The 23,518-nt window shown below is 63.8% G+C and carries 20 protein-coding genes; 11 read left to right on the plus strand and 9 right to left on the minus strand.

Annotation, left to right across the window (positions count from 1 at the left end):
• Positions 1–217: 217 nt before the first annotated feature.
• The 7 genes from QQ992_RS09650 (at position 218) to QQ992_RS09680 (ending at position 6,562) form a co-directional block, all read left to right on the plus strand.
• On the plus strand, positions 218–745 hold the full coding sequence (locus tag QQ992_RS09650; RefSeq protein WP_286113193.1) for a Csu type fimbrial protein: 528 nt from the start codon (positions 218–220) through the stop codon (positions 743–745).
• A 30-nt stretch (positions 746–775) separates the two neighbouring features.
• Positions 776–1,312, plus strand: coding sequence for a Csu type fimbrial protein (locus QQ992_RS09655; RefSeq protein ID WP_060498276.1), 537 nt, complete (start codon positions 776–778; stop codon positions 1,310–1,312).
• A gap of 18 nt (positions 1,313–1,330) precedes the next feature.
• On the plus strand, positions 1,331–1,864 hold the full coding sequence (locus QQ992_RS09660) for a Csu type fimbrial protein (protein ID WP_060498275.1): 534 nt from the start codon (positions 1,331–1,333) through the stop codon (positions 1,862–1,864).
• A 3-nt stretch (positions 1,865–1,867) separates the two neighbouring features.
• A complete protein-coding gene (locus QQ992_RS09665; protein WP_286113194.1) occupies positions 1,868–2,371 on the plus strand; it encodes a Csu type fimbrial protein in 504 nt (167 codons plus the stop codon).
• A 40-nt stretch (positions 2,372–2,411) separates the two neighbouring features.
• Positions 2,412–3,188, plus strand: a complete 777-nt coding sequence (locus QQ992_RS09670) for a fimbrial biogenesis chaperone (RefSeq protein WP_110741508.1) — start codon at positions 2,412–2,414, stop codon at positions 3,186–3,188.
• 108 nt (positions 3,189–3,296) lie between these two features.
• A complete protein-coding gene (locus tag QQ992_RS09675; protein WP_433963116.1) occupies positions 3,297–5,594 on the plus strand; it encodes a fimbria/pilus outer membrane usher protein in 2,298 nt (765 codons plus the stop codon).
• Positions 5,591–6,562, plus strand: a complete 972-nt coding sequence (locus QQ992_RS09680; protein ID WP_286113195.1) for a Csu type fimbrial protein — start codon at positions 5,591–5,593, stop codon at positions 6,560–6,562. The genes QQ992_RS09675 and QQ992_RS09680 overlap by 4 nt, the downstream gene beginning before the upstream one ends.
• Positions 6,563–6,686: 124 nt before the next feature.
• Here QQ992_RS09680 and QQ992_RS09685 read toward each other — a convergent pair whose 3' ends face one another.
• From QQ992_RS09685 to QQ992_RS09705, 5 genes are all read right to left on the minus strand, one after another.
• A complete protein-coding gene (locus QQ992_RS09685; protein WP_286113196.1) occupies positions 6,687–7,835 on the minus strand; it encodes a M14 family metallopeptidase in 1,149 nt (382 codons plus the stop codon).
• Between the two features lie 119 nt (positions 7,836–7,954).
• Positions 7,955–8,728 carry an AraC family transcriptional regulator gene (locus QQ992_RS09690; RefSeq protein WP_019099694.1) on the minus strand — a complete coding sequence of 258 codons (774 nt, stop codon included), beginning with the start codon at positions 8,726–8,728 and terminating at the stop codon, positions 7,955–7,957.
• 36 nt (positions 8,729–8,764) lie between these two features.
• Positions 8,765–9,997 (minus strand): MFS transporter, encoded by a 1,233-nt coding sequence (locus tag QQ992_RS09695; RefSeq protein ID WP_105947958.1) that lies wholly within the window; start codon positions 9,995–9,997, stop codon positions 8,765–8,767.
• 129 nt (positions 9,998–10,126) lie between these two features.
• Positions 10,127–10,357 (minus strand): hypothetical protein, encoded by a 231-nt coding sequence (locus QQ992_RS09700; protein ID WP_286113197.1) that lies wholly within the window; start codon positions 10,355–10,357, stop codon positions 10,127–10,129.
• On the minus strand, positions 10,350–11,132 hold the full coding sequence (locus tag QQ992_RS09705; protein WP_286113198.1) for an MlaA family lipoprotein: 783 nt from the start codon (positions 11,130–11,132) through the stop codon (positions 10,350–10,352). The genes QQ992_RS09700 and QQ992_RS09705 overlap by 8 nt, the downstream gene beginning before the upstream one ends.
• Positions 11,133–11,299: 167 nt before the next feature.
• On the opposite strand from QQ992_RS09705, the gene QQ992_RS09710 reads away from it, so the two are divergent.
• Entirely contained in the window at positions 11,300–12,016 is a 717-nt protein-coding gene (locus tag QQ992_RS09710) for a response regulator (RefSeq protein WP_286113199.1), read from the plus strand.
• A complete protein-coding gene (locus QQ992_RS09715) occupies positions 12,013–13,368 on the plus strand; it encodes an ATP-binding protein (RefSeq protein WP_286113200.1) in 1,356 nt (451 codons plus the stop codon). The genes QQ992_RS09710 and QQ992_RS09715 overlap by 4 nt, the downstream gene beginning before the upstream one ends.
• On the opposite strand, the gene QQ992_RS09720 is transcribed toward QQ992_RS09715, so the two are convergent.
• The 4 genes from QQ992_RS09720 to QQ992_RS09735 form a co-directional block, all read right to left on the minus strand.
• The gene (locus QQ992_RS09720; protein WP_019099690.1) at positions 13,369–13,833 is read right to left on the minus strand and encodes a nuclear transport factor 2 family protein; all 465 of its coding nucleotides are present in this window, start codon (positions 13,831–13,833) and stop codon (positions 13,369–13,371) included. It lies immediately after the preceding gene.
• Positions 13,834–13,996: 163 nt separating this feature from the next.
• Positions 13,997–14,800 carry a 2,5-didehydrogluconate reductase DkgB gene (gene dkgB, locus QQ992_RS09725; RefSeq protein WP_286113201.1) on the minus strand — a complete coding sequence of 268 codons (804 nt, stop codon included), beginning with the start codon at positions 14,798–14,800 and terminating at the stop codon, positions 13,997–13,999.
• A 231-nt stretch (positions 14,801–15,031) separates the two neighbouring features.
• Positions 15,032–15,526 (minus strand): DUF934 domain-containing protein, encoded by a 495-nt coding sequence (locus QQ992_RS09730; protein WP_105947964.1) that lies wholly within the window; start codon positions 15,524–15,526, stop codon positions 15,032–15,034.
• On the minus strand, positions 15,510–17,162 hold the full coding sequence (locus QQ992_RS09735) for a nitrite/sulfite reductase (protein WP_110741503.1): 1,653 nt from the start codon (positions 17,160–17,162) through the stop codon (positions 15,510–15,512). Before QQ992_RS09735 ends, QQ992_RS09730 begins: the two co-directional genes overlap by 17 nt.
• A gap of 213 nt (positions 17,163–17,375) precedes the next feature.
• On the opposite strand from QQ992_RS09735, the gene QQ992_RS09740 reads away from it, so the two are divergent.
• Positions 17,376–18,449, plus strand: coding sequence for an ABC transporter substrate-binding protein (locus tag QQ992_RS09740; protein ID WP_286113202.1), 1,074 nt, complete (start codon positions 17,376–17,378; stop codon positions 18,447–18,449).
• Positions 18,450–18,545: 96 nt separating this feature from the next.
• Entirely contained in the window at positions 18,546–23,288 is a 4,743-nt protein-coding gene (locus tag QQ992_RS09745; RefSeq protein WP_286113203.1) for a hypothetical protein, read from the plus strand.
• Positions 23,289–23,518 lie beyond the last annotated feature (230 nt).

Consider the following 23,518-nt stretch of genomic DNA (forward strand, 5'->3'; position numbering starts at 1 on the left):
CACAGGATGAGGTTGTTTCACCCTATCAGAATATAGGCAGTTTTACCGGCCTCTGGCCATTGGAGGCACTGGGTAGCGAGGGGTTCTACGCGGGGCCGGTTTTTTTTGACGGGGCGGTATCGCTTTATCGCTAATACAAAAAAATGGCTTGATGCCACCACGGTCGCGCTGCCTCGCTGCTACGCTCAGATCAGGCAGTTTCAATAAGGATAATAAGGTGACGGAGCGCTTGGTGGCCGCGCTGTTGGGCCTGTTGTTCAGTGGCAGTACCGTGGCTGCGGACTTTCTCGTGGAAGTGCGGGTGCTGGTGCAGCGCGGCTGCATGCTGGTGACCCAGGCACGCGATGCGGGAGCTCAGGCGCTGGGGCGGATCGACCTGGGTGCGACGGCGCGCCTGGACGGCCCAGGCGCGCCTTTGAGCGGGGTTCTGCTGAGCCAGCGCCCGCCGCGCCTGGAGTGCAACCCGGGCACCCCTTATCAAGTGCGCGTCGACGGCGGCCAGCATGGCGGCGTTGGCGAGCTGCGTTACCTGGCCAGCGACGACCGAACGGCCCGGCCCATACCTTATCGCTTGTACCGCGATGCTGCCTGGCGCGACCCCTTGGAGGTTGGCGTGGCCCAGTCGGCGCGGGTGCCAGGCAGTGGCTCGGTCGAGCTGCCGCTGTATGCGCGTGTCGACAAACTGGCCTGGGTGCCGAATGCAGGGCTGTACGCCGACCTGCTCAAAGTCACGGTCACCTGGTAGGGATATCACCATGCACAAGGACGCGATGCCATGAAGCGCACTTCGATCCTGTTGCTCACCCTGGGGCCACTGCTGGTACCCGGTAGCACGGCGCATGGCAGCACCACCGGCTTCATCCAGGCGCGGCTGGTCATCAGCGCGGCCTGCCAGATCAGCAGCAACGAAACGCAACCGGCCGTGCTGGGCAACCCGGGTGTACTGGACTTTGGCGAGCGCGGCCCGAACTGGGACCAGCCGCTGCGTAGCCGGGTTGACGAAGCGAGCGGCGAGGGCAGCCTGCAGATCAGCTGCACGCCCGAGGTGCGGGCCTTCAACGTGCGGATCAATGGTGGCCTGAATGGCGATGATGGTATTCGCCGCCTGAGCAACGGCCGTGAACTGATCCCTTATCAACTGGCGGTCGACCCGGGCGGCAATAGCCGCTACGTCATCGGCCAGGCACGCGCCTTCACCATCAACAGCGCCCGGCAGATCCCGATTCCCATCTACGGTGTGGTAGTGGCGCAACCCCGCGCGCTGCCGGCCGGGCTGTACCGCGACACCCTGAGAGTGACCCTGGACTGGTAACTACGCAAGGAGACTCCGATGCGAACGAACCTTTCATGCTGCATGCTTGCAGGCCTCGGCCTGGCGCTGGCCTCTCCGGCACAGGCCGCCACGGTGACCGGGAGCATTACCTCGACGTTGACCCTGATTGCCGCATGCCAGGTCAATGGCGGTACGGCGACATCAGGGTTGAATTTCGGTGCGCTGAACTTCGGCACCGTGGATGCCCTGTTCACCAGCGCCAATGCTCAGGTGCAAAGAAGTGGCGGCGGTGCCATGAGCATTCTGTGTTCGGCGGGTGCGATCCCTGTGATCAAGGTGCGCGCTGGCCTGCATGATGGCCAGTCGAGCGGGGGGACGCGGGCGCTTGCCGATGGCGCTGGCAATTTCGTGCCCTACGACCTCTATACCGACTCCGGCGCTTCGAACTTGCTGGCGATCGACGGCACCATCACGTTGCCAACCAGCACTGGCGCGGCCCAGACGGTCAATCTTTACGGCAGGGCGGTGGGCAAGGCCGGTTTGCCACCCGGGACCTACACCGACACGATTTCGGTTGAGCTGTCGTTCTGAACCATGCGCCGCTGGTTGGCGTGGGGCCTGACCGCTACCGGCCTGTTGCTGGCCACCCCGCTGAGTGCGGTGACCACCAGCACCTTCACGGTGACGGCTCAAATCGTTGCCGGCTGCCTGGTGATGGGCGGCGTCACCCACTACGGGGCGCTGGACTACGGCACGCAGTCAGCGTTGTCCACCAGCACACTCAGCACTTCGCTGGGCGGCAGTACGGTGACGTTCCAGTGCACGCCAGGCGTGGCCATGAGCATGAGCCTTGACGGGGGGCAGAACAGTGCCAGCGGCACACGCAACCTCAAGCGTGCGAGCGGGACACAAGTGCTGGCCTACCAGTTGTACCGGGACGCGGCCTTCAGCCAGAGCCTGGGGATCGGCCAGAGCGTGGCCGTGAGCTATTCCGACCCGACGGCGATCAAGCTGCCGGTGTACGGGCGGGTCCAGCTGACCGGCACCCTGCCGGCAGGGACCTACACCGATGTGGTGCAAGTGACGGTGACCTGGTAGACGCCAGCACCAGCAACGACAAGTGTCTAAGGAGAGCTGCATGCGGGAAGGCGCGAAGTGGGCGCATGGATTGATCGGATTGTTGTGGCTGGCAAGCTTGCCGGCAGGGGCGGCGACGTCGGTGCTGATCTGGCCGATCGACCCGGTGCTGGAGGCCGACCAGAAGGCCGGTGCCCTGTGGCTGGAAAACCGTGGCACTGCGCCGGCCAACTTGCAGGTGCGCGTGTTCGCGTGGCGCCAGGGTGATTACCAGGAACAGTTCCAGGCGCAGCGCGAAATCATTGGCAGCCCGCCGGTGGCCAACATTGCGCCGGGGCAAAAGCAGCTGATCCGCCTGACCCGCACCGGCCCCTCGCCAGCCGGCCAGGAGCAGGCCTACCGCATCATCATCGACGAAATCCCGCCCGCCCTCCCTGTCGAAAAGGCCGAGCCCGGCGCAACAGCGGCCATCCGCCTGCAGATGCGTTACTCGGTGCCTTTGTTCGTCTACGGCGAGGGGCTGTGGGGCAAGGCCGACCCCGAGGGCAAGCGTAATGTCGAGGGTGTGGGCAAGCCGCAGCTCAGCTGGCGCCCGGTGACCGTGCAGGGCAAACCCTACGTTGAGCTGCGCAACACAGGCCCGGTGCACGCGCGCCTGACCGATGTGGTGGTGCAGCAAGGCAGCCAGAGCAAACCGTTGGCCGAGGGCTTGCTGGGCTATGTGCTGCCGGGTGCCAGCATGCGTTGGCCGGCACCCGTGGCGCCCGGCAGCACCAGCGTGCTCAAGGGGCGGGTCAACGGCCAAGGCTCGGCGGACGCCATCCGCCAAGGCCAATGAGCCAGCAACTGAATGCAGTGCAGGGGCCAGGGAGGACCCGGCAATGGTTGGAAACCGTGTGTGAAGTGGCTGACGGCGATGACGCGCCGCTGGTGCCTGGGACTGGCCGTGGTCAGCCCTGGCCTGGCGCTGGCCGACGACCTGCCCCCGCCGCCCACGGAGATGTCCGCCATCGCCGATGCCACGCTGTACCTCGACCTGCTGGTGAACCAGATGCCCAGGGCTGAACTGGTGCCGGTACAGCAGCGGGCCGGGCAGTTGTACCTGGACAGCGAGGTATTGCGCGCGGCGGGCATCTCGCTGCCGGGCAACCCGCAGGGCGAAGTGGCCCTGGAGCGCATCGTGGGGTTGCATACCGACTACGACAGCCAGAATCAACGCCTGCTGCTGCAGGTGCCGCCGGCCTGGCTGCCAGACCAGCAGCTGGGCGACCCCAACCTGTACCCGGCCAGCGATGCCCGCAGCAGTTTCGGCGCCTTGTTCAACTATGACCTGTACCTGAATGATACCGACGACGGCGGCACCTACCTGGCCGCCTGGAACGAGCTGCGCCTGTTCGACAGCTGGGGCACCTTTTCCAGCACCGGGCAGTGGCGCCAGTCGTTCAATGGCGTACAGGCGGACGCCACGCGGCAAGGCTTCATGCGCTACGACACCACCTGGCGCTTCACCGATGAGCAGCGCCTGCTGACGTACGAGGCGGGTGATTTCGTGACCGACGCCTTGCCCTGGAGCAGTTCGGTACGGGTGGGCGGCTTGCAGTTGTCACGTGACTTTGGTGCGCGCCCCGACCTGGTCACTTACCCGTTGCCAGCGTTCGCAGGGGAGGCGGCAGTACCAACGTCGCTGGACCTGTTCATCAACGGCTACAAATCCAGCACTACCGAGCTACAGCCAGGCCCCTACACCTTGACCAACGTGCCCTTCATCAATGGCGCGGGGGAGGCGGTGGTCGTCACTACCGATGCGCTGGGCCGGCAGGTGTCGACCACCTTGCCGTTCTACGTGACCAGTAGCCTGCTGCAGAAAGGCCTGTCGGATTATTCGGTGGCTGCGGGCAGTTTGCGACGTGATTACGCCGTACGCGATTTTGCCTACGGCCCAGGCGTTGCTTCGGCCAGCCTGCGTTACGGCGTCAGTGACAGCTTCACCCTGGAAACCCACGCCGAAACCGCTGAGTCGCTGGCACTGGCTGGCCTGGGCGGCAACATGCGGCTGGGCAACTTCGGCGTGCTTAACGCCGCGTTGGCGCAAAGCCGGTTTGACGGTGACAAGGGCCATCAGGTCGCCTTGGGGTATCAGTACAACAGCCAGCGCATCGGCTTCAGCTACCAGCGCCTGCAACGCCATGGTGACTATGCCGACCTGACCCGGGTCGATGCCCCGGACATGCAACTGAGCAAAAGCAGCGAGCAGGTCACCCTCAGCCTCAACCTGAACGAGTACGGCAGCGTCGGTGCCGGTTACTTCGATGTGCGCGCCGGTGATGGCACGCGTACCCGGTTGATCAACCTGAGTTACAGCAGGCCGCTGTGGGGCAGCAGCAGTGTGTACCTGTCGGCCAACCGCGAGGTGGGCGACAGCCAGTGGGCGGTGCAGGCGCAGTTGGTCATCCCGTTCGACCTGCACGGCACCCTGGCGCTGGGCATGGAGCGCAGCAAGGAAGGCGAGCGCCTGCAACGGGTCAACTACAGCCTCGCGGTGCCGGTCGGTGGCGGTGTTGGTTACAACCTGGGGTATGCCGCAGGCAGCGACCGCGATGCCTACCGCCAGGCCGACGTCACCTGGCGCCTGCAGTCAGTGCAGCTGCAGGCCGGTGTGTATGGCAGCAGCGGCGAAATGACCCGCTGGGCCGACGCCAGTGGCTCGCTGGTGTGGATGGACGCCGGGCTGTTTGCCGCCAACCGCATTGATGACGCCTTTGTGGTGGTCAGCACGGCGGGGTATGCCGATGTACCGGTACGCTACGAAAACCAGGAAGTCGGCCGCACCGATGCCAAGGGGCACCTGCTGGTGCCGTACAGCAGCGGTTACTATCGGGGCAAGTACGAGATCGACCCCATGAACCTGCCGCCGGATGTCCTCGCATCGGATGTGGAACAGCGCGTGGCGGTACGCCGGGGCAGCGGCTACTTGCTGGAGTTCCCCCTCAAGCGGGTGATGGCGGCCAGCGTCGAGCTGGTGGACGCAAACCAGCAGGTACTCAAGTTGGGCAGCCGCGTTACCCACGAGCAGAGTGGCGGCCAGGCGGTGGTGGGCTGGGACGGCCTGGTCTATCTGGAGAACCTGTCGCCGCACAACCGCTTGCAGGTAGAGACCGAAGGGGGCGGGCATTGCCAGGTGGAATTCGACCTGCCTGAAGCGCAAGGCTCGGTTCCCTTGATCGGCCCGTTGGTGTGCCGATGAGCACCTGGTTGCGTGGCGTGGGGGCGAGCGTGCTGTTGATGCAGGCTGGCTCGGCCTGGGCCCTGTGCTCGTCGGTGGCGACGTCACCGGCAGCGTTTGGCAGCCTCAATTCGACGCAGGTTCGTACCACGGTACAAACCTCTTCGTCGACGAACTCGGGGTTGCGGTGTTCAGGCTCATTGCTCAGCCTGCTGAGCACCGGTGACCACTTCTACGCCACGATCACCCCGGCTTCGGGAGGGCTGGTAGGCCCGACCGGCGACGTCATCGCCTACACGCTGTATGCCGATAACAGCACCAACTACCCGATTACACGGAATGTGGCCTACGACTTTGCCCGCAACGGTATCCTCGATGTGTTGGGGCTACTCGGCAGTATCACGCCCAAGACCGTACCAATCTACCTGCGTACCCAAATCGGCAGCAACGTCGCGGCAGGGTTGTATCAAGAGAACCTGACCGTGGCCTGGAGCTGGGACTACTGCTCGGGGATTGGTGTGCTAGGGGGCTGCCTCGGGCGGGACGTCGGTTCAGGCGTACAGACCTTGAACGTGAGCCTGACGGTGACCAACGACTGCCAGATCACCACCCCTGACATCAGCTTCAGCAGTGCCCCGGTGGTGGCAGGGTTCGGTACGGTAAGCCAGAGCGTGAGCGTGTCGTGCACCAAGGGCAGTAACTACACCGTGGGGCTGGATGACGGGCAGAACGTGTCCGGTGGGCGGCGGCGAATGAAATCATCGGCCAACAACTACCTGGCCTACGACATTTTCAAGAGTGCCAGCACGGTGCGCTGGGGCGCTTCGGGGGCGGCACGGCGTTCCAGTACCGATGCAGACGTAAACCCCGGGGCGGGTACCGGTATCGGCAACCAGCTGTTCAACTATAACGCCAAGGTCTACACGGACCAGGCTACGCCGCCAGCGGCGACCTATTCCGACAGTGTGATACTGGATGTGCAGTTCTGAGCCCAGACCTCTGTCGGGCTTACCGGCCTCATCGCCGGCAAGCCAGCTCCCACAGTACTGCACATGGCTCAGGTATAGCGCGGTCGAGGTGGGAGCCGGCTTGCCGGCGATGAGGCCATGATGGTCAACGCAAATCGTCAACCATCTTCGCCAACGTTTCCAGCACCGCCCCGGCCAGTGCCTTCGACCGCGCCCCCGACCACCCGGTAACCGCATCGGGCGCATCGTCATGGTCCTTGAACGGCATCTCCAGGGTCAGTGACAGGCAGTCATACGCCATGCCCACCGCGTTGCAGGCCAGCGTGGTATTGGCCTGGCCCGGCTCGTCACGGGTATAGCCATGCACGGTCTGGAAGTCCCGGGTCAGGCTGCACAAGGTGCTGCGGAACTGCTCCTCCAGCGTTGCCAGGCGTGGCGTGTAGCCCGGGTTGCCCTCGCAGGCGGCGGTGAATACGTGGGGGATCTCTTCATCGCCGTGTACATCGACAAAGGCATCCACCCCGTACTGCTTCATCTGCGCCTGGGCAAAGAACACCTCCGGGGTCAGCTCGACGCTGGCGTCCTGCCAGGCGCGGTTGAGGTCCTTGCCCTTGAAGTTGGTGCGCAGGTGGCCGAGGAAGGCGCCGTCCGGGTTCATGTTGGGGATCAGGTACAGGTCGGCCTTGGCCAGCAACTGCTGGATCACCGCATCGTTGGCCTGCAGGCGATCGATTACCCCTTCCATGAACCATTCGGCCATGTGCTCACCCGGGTGCTGCTGGGCAATCAGCCACAGCTTGCGCTTGCCGGTGGCGCCATCGCCAGCGCGCAGCAGGGGAATGTCGCGGCCCTGTACGCTTCGGCCGCTGGCCAGCAACTCGACCCCTGGCAACTGGCGAGCACGTTCGATCAGCTGGTTGTGACGAGCGCGCGGGTAGGGCTCGAAGTAGGCGAACCAGATCTGCTCCTGCTCTGCTTTCACTTCGAACGACAACGCCGTGCCGTCGAACTGGCTGGGTACGCGGAACCAGGTGTTCTGGTCGTAGCTGGCCACTGCGTTGTAGCCGCTCCAGGCATTTTTGTACGAGGAGCCCGATGCGTTGTCGAGGCTGAAGCGATGGACCTGGCCCGGGGTCAGCCCACTGACCTTGAAGTGGAACCACTGGTAGTGGCCGCTGTGGGTGTCGGGGCGGATGGCCAGGTGCACCTGGGCCGGGTTGCTGGCGTCCAGCACCTGGATATTGCCGGAATCGAAAGCGCAGTCGATCTGCACGGGGGACAGCGTCACGGTCATGGGCCGGGCTCCTTATCGGGCGTTGTTGTAGGGGTACTGTACACGGCTTGGCCCGGTCGACGCCAAAATCGCACCGGCCACGCCCCCGCATTGTGCTGATGCCTTTGCCGGCCTGCAGGTTATTTGAAGAACTGGCTCGGTGTGGTGCCGAACTGGCGCTTGAACATGCTGGCGAAGGCACTGGGGCTGTCATACCCCAGCGCCCCTGCCACATCGATGATCCGCTCGCCCTGTGCGATCCGCTCAAGTGCCTGCATCAGCCGCGCCTGCTGGCGCCACTGGCCAAAGGTCATGCCGGTTTCCTTGCGGAACAGGCGCTGGATGGTCTTTTCATCTACGCCCAGTTGCAAGGCCCAGTCAGCCACGGTGGCGTTGTCATCAGGCCTTTCGTGCAAGGCCGAGCAGATGGCCTTCAAGCGGCTGTCGCTGGGTTGCGACAGCTTCAACGGCAAGGTTGGCAGTACGCAGATTTCGTCGAGGATCAAGCGCATCACCCGGGCTTCACGCGAGTCCTCGGCAAAGGGGGCGGTAAAGCTCACCGAGGCTTTGATCAGTTCGCTGAGCAGCGGCGAGATGCTGATGGCCTTGCTCTGCAGGGGCAGGCCCGCCGCCGCGTCGGTGCGCACGAACACACTGCGCATCTTCACGTCGCCAACACAGCGGATGGCGTGCACCTGGCCGCAGGGCATCCACACACCGCGGCTGGGCGGCACGGTCCAGCATTCGTTACCGGACTCGACGATCATCAAGCCTTTGATGGCGTAGATCAGTTGATGCTTGGCATGCCGGTGGGGTTCGATGAACCAGTCCGTAGGGTAGTCGGTCGCACGGCTCCCGACTTCCCAGGTCCATTCATCGACCTCCACCAGCAATTCGCGCTGTGGCTTTACCATCGTGACCTCGTGTAGATGCAGCCAGGCAGCGCCACTTTAGCAGCAACGGCTCGGCCGGGCCTGCGAGCGGGTGGCCGGCAGCAGCGCGGTGGCCAGCCCGAGCAACGGCAGGAACGCGATGGCCTGGTACACCCACTCGATGCCATGCCGGTCGGCCAGTTCGCCCAGGCCGGCGGCGCCGATGCCGCTGATGCCGAACATCAGCCCGAACATCACCCCGGAGACCATGCCGACCCGCCCTGGCACCGCCTCTTGGGCATACACCACCAGGGCCGCGAAGGCCGAGGACATTACCAGGCCAATGGCCACGGCCAGTACGGCTGTCCAGGCCAGGTTGGCATGGGGCAGGGCCAGGGCGAAGGGGGCGACGCCAAGGAACGAGACCCAGATCACCGCCTTGCGCCCGATGCGGTCACCCACCGGGCCGCCGGCGAAGGTCCCCAGCGCCACGGCTGCGAGGAACACGAACAGGTACAGCTGGCTGTGTTGCACGCTCAGGCCGAAATGCTCGATCAGGTAGAAGGTGAAGTAGTTGGTGAACGAGGCGATGTAAACGAACTTGGCGAACATCAGCACGGCCACCACCGCTACTGCGCGCCACATGGCACCCCGCGACAACCCGGGCGCCTGCTGACCGGCGAAGGTCTTGAGCCTGGCCTGGCCGTGGCGCACGCTCCAGCCTGTTACCCGCAACAGCACCATGACAGCCAGTGCAGCTGCCAGCATGAACCAGGCAATGGCCGGCTGACCGTGCGGAATGACGATGGCGGCGGTGAGCAGCGGGCCGAGGGCCGAGCCGGTATTGCCGCCAACCTGGAAGGTGGACTGCGCGGTGCCGAAGCGCCCGCCAGAGGCCATCCTGGCCACCCGGGAGGCTTCGGGGTGGAAGGTGGCCGAACCCACGCCAACCACCGCGGCGGCCAGCAACAGCATTTCATAGCTGCCGGCAAAGGCGAGCAGGGCGATGCCCACCAGCGTCACCAGCATGCCGGCGGGCAGCAGGAAGGGTTGTGGATGTTTGTCGGTGAACAGGCCGACCCAGGGCTGCAGCAGGGAGGCGGTCACCTGGTAGACCAGGGCGATCCAGCCGATCTGGGCAAAGCTGAGCGCAAAATCGCTTTTCAGCATGGGGTAGATCGATGGCAGCACCGCCTGGATCAGGTCGTTGAGCAGATGGGCGAATGCAGCAGCACCGACGATGCGGACCACAAAGCCCTGAGGCTGGTCGGCAGGCGTGGTGGAGGCTACGGAGGCAGCGGAGGTTGTCATGGGCAAGGGTCTTCTGTGGCAAGGGAGCAAGGCATTGCCGCAGCAGGTTAGCCAGTGCCCGGGTTGCCTGTCTCACGCCGAACAGGCAGCCACTGCCGCGTTTCGGGCATCCGTGCCCGCAAAGCCCTTTTAGCGTTCGTGCCTGGCCATCCAGCGCAGCAATGCCGCAATCGGTATGCTGCGGTGGGCCTCGTGTCGGTAGGGCTTGCCTTCGGCGCTGTAGCGCTCCCGATACCGGCTAAGGACCAGGCTACGGCCATCAGCCGATAGCCGCGCCTCCAGTTCATGCAGCAACAGGGGTTGCCGGGCGGCACCTTCCAGGCGCCGGAACAGCAGCATGGCCGTCTGGGCATCATTCATGGCCGGTTGCCTCCGGGCAATGGGCTTGCCACGTTCCAGGTTTGCCTGCCTTGCCTTCTGCCACCAGGTTGCTGCGCTGCTGGGCGGTGTAGTCGCGCATTGCCAGGTAGTAATCGGGCCAGGTGTGCAGCAGATCGGTCAACGGCAGGGCGGCGGCGCGCCCATCCACGATGTGCCCGGCAGTGGCCACGGTCGTGAGGGTGGCAACCGTATCGCTGTTATCGCCGAACGGGTCCACGGCCATGCTCAATACTTTGCCGGTCGCGTCGCGCACGTTGTGCGTACCCAGCAATGGCAGCTCGACGATGGGGCCATTGGCGATGCCCCAGACCCCGAAGGTCTGGCCAAAGTCTGAACGGTGTTGGCTCAGCCCCATCTTCCCGGACACATCGACCAGGCCCGCCACCCCCAGGGTGGTGTTGAAGATGAAGCGTGAAAGGCTGGTCATGGCCCGTTCGCCGTTGCCCTGCAGCAGGTCGTTGACGAACACCTTGGGCTCGCCGAAGTTGTTGGCAAAGTTGTGCACACCCTGCTGGGCAAAGCCAGGCAGCGCGGTGTAGCCGCGGGCGACGGGGGTCAGCAGGTAGTCATCGACCGTGCGGTTGAAGGCAAACACTGCGCGGTTGGCGGGTTCCGCCGGATCGCTGACCTGATAGGCCACAGGGCCGCAGGCCGAGGTGGTGGGTGCGCGCTGGCTGCAGCCTCCGGCTGCGAGCAGCGACAGTGCCAGCGCAGCAGAGCGCGCCGAACGGGAGACGGATGATGAGCGGGACATAGGCACATTCCTGGCAAGAACTGGCGGCGATGCTGCCCGGCTTTTCTTGCCTGGTAATGTCTGGATTGTCTCGGCCCGGACACTTTGTTACCGGGTTGAAATATATGACGGCCGCAGGGTGATGGCCTTAAAGTACCGCTTGGTTACCTTGTTCGTGGTGCTTTTTCGTGAGCCATTTGCTGATCGTCGACGATGATGTCGAGGTGCTCGACCTGTTACAGAAGTTTCTTCGCCAGCATGGCTACGAGGTAGACGTCGCCTGCGATGGCAAAGCGCTCTGGCAGGCGATCGAGCGGCGCGTGCCAGACCTGGTCATCCTCGACGTGATGCTGCCCGGTGACAGTGGCCTGGTGCTGTGCCAGCGCCTGTTGGCCGAACACAAGGTGGCCGTGATCATGCTGACCGCCATGGGCGAGCTGAGCGACCGTGTGGTGGGCCTGGAGCTGGGGGCAGACGACTACCTGACCAAGCCGTTCGCTGCCCGTGAACTGCTGGCGCGGGTCAGGGCCGTGTTGCGCAGGGCCGGTGAGGGGGCTGCTGGCGCTGTTGGCGCCACGAGCCACCCCTCGGTGCTTGAGTTCGCCGGCTGGCAGCTGGACGTGGTGCGGCGCGAGTTGCGCTCGCCGGATAACATCATGATCCCGTTGTCCAACGGTGAATTCGAGCTGTTGCTGGTGTTTGCCGAGCATCCGCGCCGGGTGCTTAGCCGCCAGCAGTTGCTGGACCTGGCCCGTGGCGAAGCCTACGACGCCTACGACCGCAGCGTTGATGTACAGGTAAGCAGGTTGCGCCGCAAGCTTGAAGCCGACAATGGCAGTGAGCCGTTGATTCGCACCCTGCGTAATGCCGGCTACCTGTTCACGCCCACGGTCGCCAGGCGATGAAGCTGTTCACCCGGCTGCGACAGGCCCTGCCGCAGCCAAGAATCACCATTGCCCGCTGGATTGCGCTGACCACGTTGACGGCGATGCTGTTCCTGTTGCTGCTCAAGGGGCTGTTCAGCCTGCTGCTGAGTGTGTGGGCGCAACCACCGCTGCTGGAAAGCGGGGTGATCGAGAAAGTGGCAGCGGTGACCCGCATCCTCGATGCGGCGCCTGTGTCGCAACGCAGCAACATCGCGGGCGCGGCAGGTGACGGCACCTATTCGGTACGCTGGTTGCAACGCCATGACGAAGCCGGTGTACCCAGGCTGGTCGATGCCGAATTCCGCCAGGGCACGCCTATCCTGCGTGCCTTGCTCAAGCGCCCGGATGCCAGGGTCGAGGCATTCGAGCCTTCCGACATGCCGGAATACGCCCCTGAGCGCGGTTATGCCCTGATGATCGAGCTGAGCGACACGTCCTGGGTGCTGTTTCGCGCCACCAGCCGCAGCTGGGGCCTGGATGAACTGCCGCGTAACCTGATCATCCTCGCCTTGATGCTGGCTTCCAGCCTTGCTGTCGCGCTGTTGGCCACACGCTACCTGGCCAAGCCCCTGGAGCGCTTTGCCGAAGGTGCGCGGCGCTTTGGCAAGGACTTCAACGCTCCTCCCATTCCGGTGGTAGGCCCGCACGACCTGCGCCAGGCCATCCTGGCCTTCAATGCCACCCAGGCCCAGCTCAAGCATTACCTGAACGACCGCACGCAGATGCTCGCGGCCATCTCCCACGACCTGCGCGCACCACTGACGCGCATGCGCTTGCGCGCCGAGTTCATCGACGATGCCCAGCTGCAGGCCAAGTTGTTTCAGGACGTCGACGAGATGCAGGCGATGGTCGATGCCGCGCTGGCGTTTTTCCGTGATGACGCGCGGCTTGAACCTACCACCGTGTTCGACCTGGGCGAGCTGCTGCTGACCGTGGTGGACGACTTCAAGGATGCGGGCGTGGAGGTTGGCCTCAGCGGGCCGCGCCGCTGTGTTTACACCGGGCGGCCCGTGGGCATCAAGCGGGTACTGGTCAACCTGATCGACAATGCCGCGAAGTACGGTTGCGAACCAACGGTGGTGTTGGCGGTAACCGCCAGGCAGATAGAAATTACCGTGCAGGATCGCGGGCCGGGCATCGCGCCGGACCTGCAGGAGCAGGTATTCGTGCCGTTTTACCGCATTGAAGGCTCACGTAACCGCGACACGGGCGGTGTGGGGCTGGGCCTGCCCGCAGCACGGGCCATCGTGCTGGAGCAAGGTGGCAGCCTGACATTGAGCAACCGCCTCGAAGGCGGTTTGCAAGCCAAGGTCACGCTGCCACTGGGTTGATCAGAGCCCCAGCTCGCTGAGCCCGGGGTGGTCATCCGGGCGCCGGCCCAGCGGCCAGTGGAACTTGCGCTCGGCTTCGCTGATGGGGTGTTCGTTGATACTCGAATGACGGTTCTGCATCAGTCCGTCGTCGGCAAACTCCCAGTTCTCGTTGCCGTAGGCGCGGAACCACTGGCCGCTGTCGTCGTGGTATTCGTAGGCGTAGCGCACGGCAATGCGGTTGCCGGTGAAGGCCCACAGTTCCTTGATCAGGCGGTACTCCAGTTCGTGGTGCCATTTGCGGGTCAGAAACGCTTCGACTTCGGCACGGCCACGGGGGAACTCGACGCGGTTGCGCCACACCGTGTCCGGGGTGTAGGCGAGTGCAACCTTGGCCGGGTCACGGCCGTTCCAGCCATCTTCGGCCAGCCGGACTTTCTCGATGGCGCTTTCGCGGGTGAAGGGTGGAAGGGGTGGGCGGGACATCGGTGTACTCCTCGGGTCGTTTGGCTTGTAGCAGGTTAGCTGCCGCTGCCAGGACAGAGAATGGATGTGCCGGGCACTTCATAATTGCGGGGCGTGAAATAGTACTGAGGTGTCGTGCCCAGGTGTGGCCCTTGTGTAACCCCTGCACAAGGGCGTACCCCTGTCAGTCCCAGGCCGGCGCCAGGCCGTCTGGGCTGACTTCGCGGCCATTGCGTTCGAGCGTGGCGATGCGCGCCATGTCGTCTGCGTCCAGCTTCAGGTCACGGGCAAGCAGGTTGCTGGCCAGGTTTTCACGCTTGGTCGACGACGGGATGACCGCATAGCCCAACTGCAAGGCCCAGGCCAGGGCCACCTGGGCGACGGTAGCCTTGTGCTTCGCGGCAATCTCGGCCAGTACCGGGTCCTTCAGCACCTTGCCGTAGGCCAGGGTCATGTACGAGGTGACGGTGATGCCCTGTTCCTTCAGGAACGCGGTCAGCTTGCCGTTTTGCAGGTAAGGGCTGAGTTCGATCTGGTTGGTAGCGATTTCGCCTTTGCCGACGACTTCGATGGCCTGGCGAGTCAGCTCGATGTTGAAATTGGACACACCGATCTGGCGTGTCAGGCCCAGCCGCTTCGCTTCGGCCAGTGCGGTCATGTATTCGCGCAGTTCCACCCCGTTGCCCGGCGCTGGCCAGTGGATCAGCAGCAGGTCGACATAGTCGGTACGCAGTTTGCTCAGGCTGTCGCGCAGGCTGGGGATGAGCTTGTCGGCGGCGTAGTTGTCCACCCAGATCTTGGTGGTGATGAACAGCTCGCTGCGCGGCACGCCGCTTTCGGCGATCGCCTGGCCAACGTCAGCTTCGTTCTTGTAGATTTGCGCGGTGTCGATCACCCGGTAGCCCAGCGCCAGGGCCGACTTGACCGAATCGATGACGGCCTGGCCGGTGAGGCGGAAGGTGCCGAGGCCGAAAGAGGGAATGCTCATGGATCTGCTCCTGGTGGTGGGAAATAGCATTGAGCCCGGTCGCTCAACGTCGATCTCATTGGGTATAGGTGCAGTGTGCGGGTTTCGGTGCGCTTGATTAAGGCGGAGCAGGGCCAAGGTCATTTGATTCACAGTCAAGAATCGGCAACTGAGTTGTGACTGTGTCAGTGGGATCTCATAAAACAAAACGGCCCGCCAGAGTGGCGGGCCGTCAGGCATTGCGGATGACGATCAGCGGCGGCGGAACAGCGGCAGCGGCTCGTCGGTGGCGGCCTGGTAGGTCACCGAAAAGTCCTTCAGGCTTTGCAGTGCGTCTTCCGGGTCCTTGTCGGCACGGATGGCGAAGGCATCGAAACCGCAACGGGCCATGAAGAACAGCTGGTCGCGCAGCACGTCGCCAATGGCGCGCAGCTCGCCCTTGAACTTGTAGCGGTCACGCAGCAGGCGCGCATTGGAGTAGTTGCGCCCGTCGGTGAAGGCCGGGAAGTTCAGCGCGATGACCTGGAAGTGCTGCACGTCTTCGCCGATTTCTTCGGCTTCTTCGTCGCTGTCCAGCCAGATGCCCAGGCCGCCGTCGCGGGCCTTGAGCACATGGGCATGGTCACGCCACAGTTGCAGCGGGACGATGTAGTCGTCGCAGTTGGTCAGCTCGTCAAAGGACGTTTCCTTTGGCAGCAGGTGCCAGGTTTCGTCGACGATCTGGTTGTTCTTAATGATTCGCTGCATAGACGCGTTCCTTGAAGGGGTCGATGCCGATACGCTGGTAGGTGTCGATGAAACGCTCTTCCTCGGTGCGTTGCTCGACGTACACGGCGATCAGCTTCTCGATCACATCGGCCATGGCCTCCTGGGCGAAGGACGGGCCGAGGATCTTGCCCAGGCTCGCGCCACGCGCGGCGTTGCCGCCCAGCGACACCTGGTAGAACTCCTCACCCTTCTTGTCCACGCCGAGGATGCCGATGTGGCCCACGTGGTGGTGGCCGCAGGCGTTCATGCAGCCAGAGATGTTCAGGTCGATTTCACCGATGTCGAACAGGTAGTCCAGGTCGTCGAAACGGCGCTGGATGGATTCGGCGATCGGGATCGACTTGGCGTTGGCCAGCGAGCAGTAGTCACCGCCCGGGCAGCAGATGATGTCGGTCAGCAGGCCGATGTTCGGCGTTGCGAAGCCACCTTCGCGCAGTTCCAGCCACAGCGCGTGCAGCTGGCGCTGCTCGACGTCGGCGAGGATGATGTTCTGCTCGTGCGAGGTACGCAGGAAGCCGAAGCTGTAGCGCTCGGCCAGGTCGGCCACGGCGTCCAGCTGCTTGTCGGTCAGGTCGCCCGGGGCAACGCCGGTAGGCTTGAGCGACAAGGTCACGGCCACGTAACCCGGGCGTTTGTGGGCGCGGGTGTTGCGCGAACGCCAGCGGGCGAAGCCTGGGTATTCGGCGTCCTGGGCGGCGTAGTCGACGTTGTCGAGGGCCAGGTAGTCCGGGTCGACGAAGTGGCGCGACACGCGCTGTACTTCATCTTCGGTCAGGGTGGTGCTGCCGCCACGCAGGTGGACCATTTCGGCCTCGACCTTCTCGGCGAACACTTCCGGGGTCAGGGCCTTGACCAGGATCTTGATCCGCGCCTTGTACTTGTTGTCACGGCGACCGTAACGGTTGTACACGCGCAGGATGGCGTCCAGGTAGCTGATCAGGTCTTGCCACGGCAGGAATTCGTTGATGAACGAGCCCACCACCGGGGTACGGCCCAGGCCACCGCCGACCAGCACACGGAAGCCCAGCTCGCCGGCAGCATTGCGCACCGGCTCCAGGCCGATGTCGTGCACTTCGATGGCGGCGCGGTCTTCTTGCGAGCCGTTGATGGCGATCTTGAACTTGCGCGGCAGGTAAGCGAATTCCGGGTGGAAGGTGGTCCACTGACGGACGATCTCGCACCATGGGCGCGGGTCGATGATTTCGTCTGCGGCCACACCGGCGAACTGGTCGGTGGTGGTGTTGCGCAGGCAGTTGCCGCTGGTCTGGATCGCGTGCATCTGCACGGTGGCCAGCTCGGCGAGGATGTCCGGGATGTCTTCCAGCGCCGGCCAGTTGTACTGCACGTTCTGGCGGGTGGAAATGTGGGCATAGCCCTTGTCGTAGTCGCGAGCGATCTTGGCCAGGGTGCGGACCTGGGTGGCGTTCAGCTGGCCGTACGGCACGGCGACACGCAGCATCGGCGCGAAACGTTGGATGTAAAGGCCGTTCTGCAGGCGCAGAGGGCGGAATTCTTCTTCGCTCAGCTCACCGGCCAGGTAGCGGCGGGTCTGATCACGGAACTGCTTGACGCGGTCCTCGATGATCCGCTGATCGTACTCGTCGTATACGTACATAAAAGTCCTGTCTCAGGCATGCAGCTATTCGCGCGCACGGCCGCGCACTCCGGTACGGAGCCGGGGAACGATATCAGGTTGCGGTTATGCGCTAAAGTGATGTTTTAGCATATGAAAAGAACCAAATGGACTATGTGAGACTGACTGCCATTTGTGCCTTGGGTGGGGCAGGGCGTTTATAATCCGGCGTTTGCTTCGCAGAGATGTGACCCCATGCTCAAGGCCCTGTGCCAAAGCTTGTGTCTGGCCCTGCCGCTGGCGGCAAGTGCGCAGCCATCGGTGGTTTTCCTCAACCCCGGGCTCTCCACCGAGACGTTCTGGACCAGCTACACCCGCTTCATGCAGGCCGCCGCGGATGAGCTGGGCATGACCCTCAGGGTGGAATACAGCGAGCGCCGCGCCGACCTGGCCCTGACCCAGGCCCGGGCGATCCTGAGTGGGGCGCAGCGGCCGGATTACCTGGTGCTGGTCAACGAGCAGTACGTCGCGCCCGAAGTGCTGCGCCTGTCGCGTGGCACGGGGGTGAAGCTGCTGTTGGTCAACAACGGCCTGACGGCCAGCCAGGTTCGCAGCATTCAGGCCCAGCCCGACAAGTATGCCGAGCCGCTGGGCACCTTGATGAGCAACGACGAGCAGGCGGGCTTCCAGATGTTGCACCAGATGGTCGCGCAACTGCCGCACGACGTCGGCGCGGTAGACCTCGTGGCTTTTGCCGGGGTCAAGACCACCCCGGCCTCGCAGCTGCGCGAGGAGGGCATGCGCCGTGCGCTGGCCGACTTCCCTCAGGTGCGCCTGCGCCAGGTGGTGTATGGCGGCTGGAGCCGCCAGCGCGCCTACGAGCAGGCGCAGCAGTTGCTGGAGCGCTACCCGGCCACGCGCCTGGTGTGGTCGGCCAATGACGAGATGGCCTTTGGCGCCATGCAGGCGTTCGAAGCAGCCGGGCGCAAGCCGGGGCGCGATGTGCTGTTCAGCGCGGTCAACAGTTCGCCCGAGGCCTTGCGCGCGCGGATCGACGGGCGCCTGAGTGTGTTGATGGGCGGGCACTTTACCCTTGGGGGCTGGGCCATGGTGATGCTGCACGATGACGCGCTGGGGCTGAAGCTGAACCGCGATGGCCTGCGCGAGCACAGCGTGCCGGTGCTGCAGCCGATCGACCGGGCCAAAGCGCAACGTTGGCTGAAACTGCTGGAGCGGGCTGACTACGGCGTCGATTTTCAGCGTTACAGTGCTCAGGGGCGCCCGACCGACTACCAATACCCGTTTCTGACGTCGCCCATGGACTATTGAGCGAAGTGAAGTTTTGCGGGCGCGGGCATAGTTAAGTACCACTGCCGGCCACTGGCGCTTTGATCTGATGGCAGCTTCCAATCCAAGGAGCCTGTCATGTCGGATTTGTCTGTCGCCAGCAATGCAGCCACGGCTGAGGTAGAGCCAGGCATCACCTTGTACCCCTCTGGTCACGAACCCATTCTGCTGACCGCGGAGGAACGCAATGCGGCTGACCTGGTGGCCAAGGCACTGGCTGTAACAAAGACGTTCTACGGGACGTTGAACAAAACGCAGCGCGCCAGGCTGGACGCTTTGTATGGCACGCCCCGGGTGGGTGCCGATGCACTGATGAAGATCGTTCAGGGTGTCAAGGCGCAGGTCAGTGCCCGCCTCACGGCGTGCTGTGGGCATGAAGTGCAGGTGGATGCTGTGCGCATTCACACCGCCCGACCGGAAAAACCTGCGGTCAGCGAACCGCTCTGGGCCTGGCTCTCCCGTGGCACCCCTGTCCAGCTTGCGCAACCCCGCCTGACCAGGGATGCGAACGATTTTGTCGACAACAGTTGGCTCACGCTCAATGGCGCTGTGTTCGGCAAACAGGATGGCAGCCAGGTAACGGTCGATGAGATCGTCAGCATCGGGCGTGAACTGGACATCGGTGAGTCGATCGCCACCCGGTGTGATGCCTGGCTGGCACAGGAGCAGGTCGCCTCGACGATCAGGCGTGAGTCGAATGCCAACTTCGAGATTTCACTGCTCAATGCCTTGAAGGTGGGGGACATCACGGCGGCGCAGCACCTGCAACTGCAAGCGAGTGGCAGCCTCGCCCTGCCGGGAGTTTTGAGTTATGGCTTGCCTGCAGTGGGCCAGGCCCTGCACAAGGGCAACTTCATGCTGAGGGTGGAAGGGCATGAGCTGCCCGTGTTCGCATTGAACACCGCCAGCGGCACGTACATTTATGCGGGTACATCGCCCGAGGGGCGGCTTTTCGTAGCAGATGCTGCGCAAGGGTTAACGGCGATGCAGGTATTTGCCCGTGCGTTCCGAGGCGACCTCTGGGCTACACGGCGCGGGTGCTCGGGGTGGTCATGGTCGCTGCTCACGCCCTCGGCACGGCAGGCAGTCAGCGGCAGAATGCCTCAGCCACTGCCGCACCGGGACAACTACCCTGTAACCGCCTACTGGGCTCACGGTGCCGGCGTTTATGCCAGCAAGGCAGACTATGAGCGCGGAGCGAGTGGCGTACGCTTCACTGCGCCGTTTCCGCTGTCGCAAACCCCGGTGACCGGCAAATTGGCAAGTGCCTACGCGGCCTTGTTGGCAGGGCAGGTCAAGGACCACTTCACGCCCAATCAGGGCAGCAGCCTGGACCATGCCCTGCGCATCGGTGCCGAGGCGCTTGCCTTCATCCTGGATGTCATCTTGATTGCGGTCCCCGGCGAGGTGAAGTTCCCCGGCCGCGCCTTGCTGTTCAAGGCCATGCTGGCCAAACAACTGGCGGTTGACCTGCCACAGAGCCTGGTGCAATCGAAATGGGACGAGGCGGCAGAAACGCTGGTGGACTTTTTCGAGACAGTGCTGGAAATGCAGCTTCTCCGGAAGGCTGGCCGGCTGGTCAGATCGAGGCTCGATGAGCTGAATCGAACGCTGTTGCCTGAGCGCACGCATCCCTCTTTCGAGGCAGGTGGCGTCAGTGTGCCGCCCATTACCGCGTCACAGGCTGTGCGCAGCATGCTGCCGCCGGTGTTTCAGGCCCTGGATGACAAGGTAATGAGCACGTTGCTGAGCCACGCGGGCGTTGGCGAAAAGGCGTTGAATGCCATGTGGCGGGGTAAAGCACCGATGGACATGGCGCTTGCGGCCGCCGCCAGCGAGGTGATGAGCCGTGAGCTGGCAGGGCAAACGGCATTGCTGTTGGCAAGCCCGCGCTATACGCAACTCCCCGAAACCGTGGAGTGGCCGGTTGTGGCATGGCTTGCACATAGCCTGAGCATTCGTATCAGCGTCGAAGATGCTGATGGCCGACCGCTCAGGGTATTCGAGCCTGAGCGCCCGGCCTTGGGCGGTGAGGGCGCAGTCCGTCGTGAGGTCGTGCTGACCCGTCATGACCGTTGGCAGTACGGTACTGGCCAGGAGAACGGCAATGGCGAAACGGGCAATTCGCTGTTTTTCTATGTGCAGGCACCCAACGGGGCTGAACAGCTTGCGGACAAGCGTGGCGAGCGGGCCCTGCGTTTGAAGGAGGAGGCGGCAGCGCAGTTCACGCAACCGCAGCAGGCCTACCAGCTGCAACGTGCCATCCACCATGACACCCGAACGCGTGCCGGTGTGCCCGAGGGTGAAGGCACCTTGTTGGCGGTGGCCGTAGACGGCAGCCGTCACCTTCCCGAAGGGCGACTGCAAGGCAGTGACGCGCGGAGCGTCAGCGCACACAGTGAGCGCTGTGTTGCGCAAGCGGGAAGCCCGGCAAACCTGGCCAAGGCCAGGTATCAGGCAGACCTGGCCGCACTGACGGGGGCACCGGGGCCTGCAGGGCCGCAATCGTTGAGCCACGGCGCGCAGTCGCTGTACCTGGGCGCGTTGCTGCGCCTGTTCGCTGAGCGGGGGCTAGAGGGGCAAGTCGCGGTGAGGCTGGTGGACGCTGGCCGGACCGTTGCCGGCTGGGGGCACGACCAGGCTTTACAGGTACTGGTGCTGCAGCGCCAGGGCAAAGAGGGTGCCTATGTGTACCGAGGTGAGCTCGCCGACGGGGATACCGTGGCGCCCGCCAGGCATAGCCCGATGCCGGTGAGCGATGTGTTGCTGCGGGTCATGGATGACGGCGTGCGTGAACGCCTTGGGGTCAACATTGGCGATGCGCAGGCACTGAACCGGGCCGTGATGGAAAAAGTGCTTGCCGGCGCAGCGGGTGCTACCTCCCAAGGGAGCCTCAAAGGCGTGGATGCGCACCGCGATCCAGAGGTGGCCGCCTGCCGGCAGGCAGTGACGTTGAGCGCACTGCCAGGGGTAGACGGGCTGGTTCTGGAGGGTGGCAGGGCTTGGCTGCCATGGGGGGCTGGAGCGCTTGAGGTGCAACAGGAGGGCCCGTCGTGGCGGGTGCAGGGGCCGGGTGCGATGCAGGGGCCGTTACTGCACCGTAGCTACGGTGAGTGGCGCCGTCTGCAGGAGCCCCTGGCGGCTGTCGGGCAGTTGGTTGACGGCCCGGTTCAAGGCGCTGCGCTGGTGGCCAGGCTGGCAGCGATGCACGCGCGCGACCCGTTGGCGCGCATCTACCATGATGGGGTCGACAACGCTGCCGGCACCGGAGGTGGCGCCAGCTACATCGCTTTGCGTGGGCTGAACATCACGTTTTACCGGATCAAACCCGCAGCGCCTGGGGCGTTGGAGGTCGAGGTGGTCCGGCCTGCCGGCACCGGCGGCGGTGTATGGCTGCATCGGTTGCCATCGGGTATATGGCAACCTGCACGCACCCTGCCAGGTGGCATGGACAATGGTGATGAAGCACCGTGGCGGCCCTGGAGCAGGCCCGGTGCGCAGGAGGTGCCCCGTACACTGGGTTTGCTGGGCACTGCGCATGAACGTACGTTCAGCCTCGCGGGAGGTACCCATAAGTCAACCAACCGGTTCTATCCGTTCATCAGGCCTTTCAATCGGCGTGCAGAGTTTGACAGGCGCCTTGCCAGTGCTTCAGGCGAGGTGCAGGGACGCGCTGACAGCACCAACATCGCGGCCAAAGTCGACCTGTTCCACCACCAGTGGCAGTTGCCGGTGGATATCACCGCGTTACGCTACTTTCGCATGCCCGGGGAAATTACCTCGGAGGCCAAGCAGATCAATGGCGCGCTGATCGCTGACCTGGTGATGGCGCAGCAGGCAGGGCAGCCGCTGATTACGCGGGTGCTGGAGCCGATGTCAGGCTCAGGCTTTTACGGCAACTTCGTCAGGGCTGCCGGATTTCGCGGGGAACTGAGGGTCAACGATATCAGCCCGCTGGTTAGCCTGACGCAAGCGGAAATCGCTCGGCAGCCAGACAGGGTGAAGTACCATGTCAATGCAATCAAGCAGGCATTGGTGGCGCTTTGGCAGGCCGATAACGCGGACTTCGCCTTCGACCCGCATACATTGAAAATCCAGTTTCCCAATGGGGACGCGTCCCGTGAATTCGTCAACTCCCCGCGGGTGAAGCGCTTTCGGGACGATGTGCGGCACTACTTCTACTCAACGGTGGAAACCCAGTACAAGCTGATTGACGGGAACATCGTGATCGCCCCCGACTCATCGTTCCTGGCAGACCCTGTACATGGGGAGGGGGAGGCCAGGGCTTATATTGCCGCCGCGTTCTACATCATGCAGAACAACTCTATCCGGCACCGTGCGCCTGTGCAGATCAACGAGATGGGCCGCCTTGATCTGCCGATGGCCATTGTCGTCAGGGAGGGCAACAGTGGCACTGTGTTGTTGCTATCCAATGGGCTGTCTAACCTCGATGGCCTCAATTACCTGAGCTACCTCAACACGGGTGAGCGCGGGCAAACACACTTTTCCCGAGCCGACGGCTGGGAAATGCTTCGGGTGGTTGACGGTGAAAGCAACCTGGGGGATTTGGCCATTCTCAGTGGGCACTTCAGCGATGTTTACCTGGATGAGGTGCAATTCGTGAAGCACGTCGAGGACCATGTCATGCCCTTTGTCCGCAATCGGGGGCGGGTCATCATGACCAACGCTTATTCCCCTTACAAGGAGCGCGCTTTCCTCGAACTGGGGTTGCGGGTATTCGTTCTGGAGAACAGGGCCAATGGTTTTCTGCTGGTGATGAATGATGCAGTGGCCAGGGATGCGGGCCTTGCCAATGCTTGAACGGCCTGGGTTGGCGTTAGGCGCGTCACCCGTCGCCAGGCAAAAGACCCTGCTTGAGGAAAGGGCATTGCTCGTCTTAACTGCTGGTGGTGAAGTGCATTCCCATAACCACTACAAGAGGCAATGCAATGGGAAACTCAACCAAGGTCCGCAAAGCTGACAGCAGCGTCGATGCCTGGGCGATCCTCTGCCTGATCGTGTTGGTGGTGGTCACTGCCGTGTATTGGGTC

This window comes from Pseudomonas kurunegalensis (assembly GCF_030291635.1).
Taxonomy (GTDB): Bacteria; Pseudomonadota; Gammaproteobacteria; order Pseudomonadales; family Pseudomonadaceae; genus Aquipseudomonas; species Aquipseudomonas monteilii.